Here is a 3,650-nt window from a genome sequence, read left to right as displayed (position 1 = left end):
GACCTAGTACGGTCGCACAAGCCGTTCCCCGGCTTGGGCGAAGCTGGCGGGAGCGTCGCCTGGTCCGGGTGTTGGCGATCTTGATCCCGGCCGCCCTGGCCTTCATCGGAGCTTTCGGGCTGGCCGACGAGAGCGACCGCTGCCTACCACGTTGCGATGAGTTGACCGGTGCCGACGACCTCACCTCTCCTTCGGGTACCACGGTGCAGGCGGTCGGGGTCGGCCCGGAGACAATCGACTCCGGCGTCGGGGTGGCCGGCCCGACCACGACCGTCTCCAGCGTCGGCCCGACAGCTGTCGGCGGGAGCCGCACCGATGCGCCCACCGGTGGCCCAACCCGGATCGCCACGACCACATCATGGTCAAGCCGGGTGCCAAATCCGACCTCGCCGCCAGATGCGACCCGCCCGCAGCCGAGCGCTTCGTCCACCACCGCCCCGACGACCACGAGACCGAGGCCATCCACCACCACGACGACGACATCATCGACCACGACCACGACCGACCCGTCAACGAGCGGGACGAGGCCCTTTGGATTGGCTCGGGCTCCCAATCCCGCCTGAGCGCGGCTCTGCCCGCCCATCTGCTCGCCGCCGAGTGCGGACGGCCTTGACGGTCATCCGGTCTATGAGCTCTCAAACCCGTGACCGGGCCCTGCTGGTCCAGTTCAGCGCCAGGCCAGGGGCGCACCCTCCTGGACCGCCGGGGGATGGTCAGACGAGGGCCGACGCTAGCCAGGAGGCTGTGGCACTTGAAGACATCGGTGGTCCACCCGAGCGAGCTCGGCTCGGCCGAGCTTACCCGCTGGCGGCAACTGCACGGCCACTCGGAGCTGGCCAACCCCTTCCTAGCCCCGGAGTTCGCGGTGTGCGTGGGCCGGGTCCGCCCCGGCGCCCGGGTGGCCGTGCTCGAAGAGGGGCCGGAGGTCGTCGGGTTCTTCCCCTACGAACGGGGCCCCTTCCGGGTCGGCCGGCCGATCGGCGCCGGCCTGTCCGACTGCCAGGGCCTGGTGCACGCCCCCGGCCTGGAATGGGACCCGCGAGAGCTCCTACGCGGCGCCGGGCTGGACGTCTGGGAGTTCGACCACCTGCTGGCCACCCAGGGCCCGTTCGCGCCCTACCACCGCGTGCGGCGGCCGTCCTCAGTCATCGACGTGAGCGGGGGCTACGAGGCTTGGCTCCAGGACCGCCGGCGGGCCTTCCGGCACAGCATCACCGCCATGGGCCGCAAGCAGCGCAAGCTGGAGCGGGAGGAGGGCGCCGTCCGGTTCCAGTTCGACGCCCAGGACGACCAGGCTCTCGACACCCTGATGCGCTGGAAGTCGGCCCAGTACCGGAGGACGGGCCGGTTCGACCGCTTCGCCCGGCCGGCCACCGTGCGGCTGGTCCGCGACCTGCTCGAGACCCGCGCCCCGGGCTGCTCGGGCACCCTGTCGGTGCTGTCGGCCGGCGACCGGCCGGTGGCCATCCACTTCGGCCTGCGCTCGGCGGCCACCCTGGCCTGCTGGTTCCCCAGCTACGACGTGGCCCTGGCCAAGTACTCGCCCGGGCTGATGCTGCATCTGTTCATGGCCGAGGCGGCCGCCACGGCCGGCCTGCGCCGCCTCGACCTCGGCAAGGGCGACGAGGAGTACAAGAAGGTGCTGGGCAACCAGCAGCTCACGGTGGCCGAGGGCTGCGTCGAGCGGCCGTCCGTGGTCGCCGTGGCCCGCCGGCTCCAGCACGCCCCGCGCCGGTACGCCACCGAGTTCGTACTCGGCCGGCCAGCCCTGCGCAGCACGGCCCGCCAGCTGCTGCGGCGGGTCGGCCGGCTGCGGACCGGGATGTGAACCAACCTCAGCGCCTCATGAATGGCCGAGGCTGACGCCTGGCGCTAGTTCGTCACGCCGTCCACCGTTTACCTTGGTCGCGATCACATAGTCCTGATCGAAATACCGGAAGTCCGGGTCGTCCTGGTCAAGGAACCAGGGCGGCTCGCGCGATGTGTCCGTACGACCCGACCACCAGCCGTGGTGGACCGTGCACGACAGCCCGTGTTCCTCGAACAGCTTTCGGGCGTAGTCCTCTTCGTAGGCGACGGCCAACTCCGGGACGTTGACGTCGACCACCCAGTGCGGGCCGAGGCGTGTGAAGCGGAACGCCCCCAGACCTGCCTTCATGGTACGGAGCGATTCGGCGTCCAGGAGGTTGTAGCTGGCACAGCACGTGCCGCCCTTCTTGAGGACCCGGGCGATCTCGGCGATGTAGTGCCGCATGTCCTCGGGGAGCATGTGGGTGAATACGGATCCAAGCACGGCGAGGTCGAACGTCTCGTCATCGAAGGGAAATCGGTACTCGGAGGCCTTGAGCCGCCCAGCGGGGTTGTACTCCTTGTTGAAGACGTCGGCCAGCGTGAAGACATAGTTCGGGTACTTGGAGGTGATCTTCTCGCTGCACCACTTGATCCCTGACGGGACGATGTCGAGACCCTGGTAGGACCCGCTTCCGTCCCGGTAGGAGGTCAATGCCACGGCGACGCGCCCCATCCCGGAACCTATGTCCAGGACCTTCGATTCCGGCATCAGACGCCCAGAATCGGCGAGACGACGGACAAGGGCCTCGCCGCTGCTCTTAAAATCGTCGACCGAGCCCGTGAAGATCGATGACCTGGGAGGGACCAACTCCTCCCGATTGCTGAGCACCCGCTCGATCAGGTCCGATGGCAGGAAGTAGAGCTTGCGCAGCGTCCATCGCAGCGACCGCGGCAGCGCCGGCAAGAGCCGGCTGGTGAACCACTGTTGCTTCAGGAGCCAGCTCCGGCAGCTGTAAAGGAGCGCCAGCAGCTTTCGGGTCGAGTTCACCACATTCCCTTTCTCAGGCCGGGTTGTCGACGGTGATCCAGTCGATCTGGATGTCCTCGGTGCCCGTCGTCCCGGCCGGACATCCTGAGTGCCGGCACTCCTGCTGCAGCACCACCTGCTTCTTGGTGTCGGGCAGCGTCCTGGAGGAGCCGTTGTAGGTCCAGACCGGCCTGGTCAGGTCGTCGATGTACGCCTTGACCACATGGTTGCGTCGCTCGAACCGCACCGTGTGCCACTGAGAAAGGTCGAAGGCGTGGCGATGCCAGACCTGCGTGGTGGCCTTGTCCCCGTAGTGCAGGAAGGTGAAGCAGCCGCTGGATCCGTCGCCCTCGCAGTAGTCCTCCTCGCCGCCCTGGGGCCAGCGGGCACCCGGCGGGAAGCGCATGGGGATGATGTGATGGCCGCTGACCCCGCCGCTGACCACGCGGAACCGCACGGTCACCCGCTGGTCGACGCTGGCGAAGGCCCTGTCGAGCATCATGCCGGCGGTGTACCAGCCGGCGCCGCACCGGCCGCTCGTCTCGTGCCGCATCAGCAGGTGCATCGAGCCGCCGGACACCGACACATGCGACGGGGTGGGGCAGTTGTGCGGGGCGGAGCCGTAGGGCGTGTCGTACCGGTGCCAGTGTGCCGGCACCCCACCGGAGCTGAACTGGTCGTTGACGACGTTGACCCAGCCCGCCGCCGCGGGCGCGGATGGGCGCCGGCCGCTGGTCGTCGTGGTGGTGGCGCGGGTGGATGCCGGGGCGCCGATGGCCGCCCGTAGGCGCGTTCGCGTTGCTGAGGTCCGCAAGGTGCCCGACGTCTGCGG

4 protein-coding genes are annotated in these 3,650 nt (G+C 69.1%); 2 read left to right on the top strand and 2 right to left on the bottom strand.

Going from position 1 to position 3,650, the window contains the following annotated elements; genetic code table 11:
- The first annotated feature begins 358 nt into the window (after positions 1-358).
- Together VF468_12125 and VF468_12120 are read left to right on the top strand one after the other, a co-directional pair.
- The gene (locus VF468_12125; GenBank protein ID HEX5879044.1) at positions 359-613 is read left to right on the top strand and encodes a hypothetical protein; all 255 of its coding nucleotides are present in this window, start codon (positions 359-361) and stop codon (positions 611-613) included.
- Positions 614-751: 138 nt separating this feature from the next.
- A complete protein-coding gene (locus VF468_12120) occupies positions 752-1,828 on the top strand; it encodes a GNAT family N-acetyltransferase (GenBank protein HEX5879043.1) in 1,077 nt (358 codons plus the stop codon).
- Positions 1,829-1,843: 15 nt separating this feature from the next.
- Here VF468_12120 and VF468_12115 read toward each other — a convergent pair whose 3' ends face one another.
- Positions 1,844-2,839, bottom strand: a complete 996-nt coding sequence (locus VF468_12115) for a class I SAM-dependent methyltransferase (protein ID HEX5879042.1) — start codon at positions 2,837-2,839, stop codon at positions 1,844-1,846.
- A 13-nt stretch (positions 2,840-2,852) separates the two neighbouring features.
- Positions 2,853-3,476 (bottom strand): hypothetical protein, encoded by a 624-nt coding sequence (locus tag VF468_12110; GenBank protein HEX5879041.1) that lies wholly within the window; start codon positions 3,474-3,476, stop codon positions 2,853-2,855.
- Positions 3,477-3,650 lie beyond the last annotated feature (174 nt).

This window comes from Actinomycetota bacterium (genome assembly GCA_036280995.1).
In the GTDB taxonomy this organism is placed as follows: domain Bacteria; phylum Actinomycetota; class CALGFH01; order CALGFH01; family CALGFH01; genus CALGFH01.
Note: the sequence above shows the minus strand (reverse complement) of the source record. Positions and strands in the feature narration are given on the sequence as shown.

Bases quoted from the DNA above. Each gene is read 5' to 3' on its own strand.
- VF468_12125 (HEX5879044.1), top strand. From the start codon at position 359: ATGGTCAAGCCGGGTGCCAAATCCGACCTCGCCGCCAGATGCGACCCG.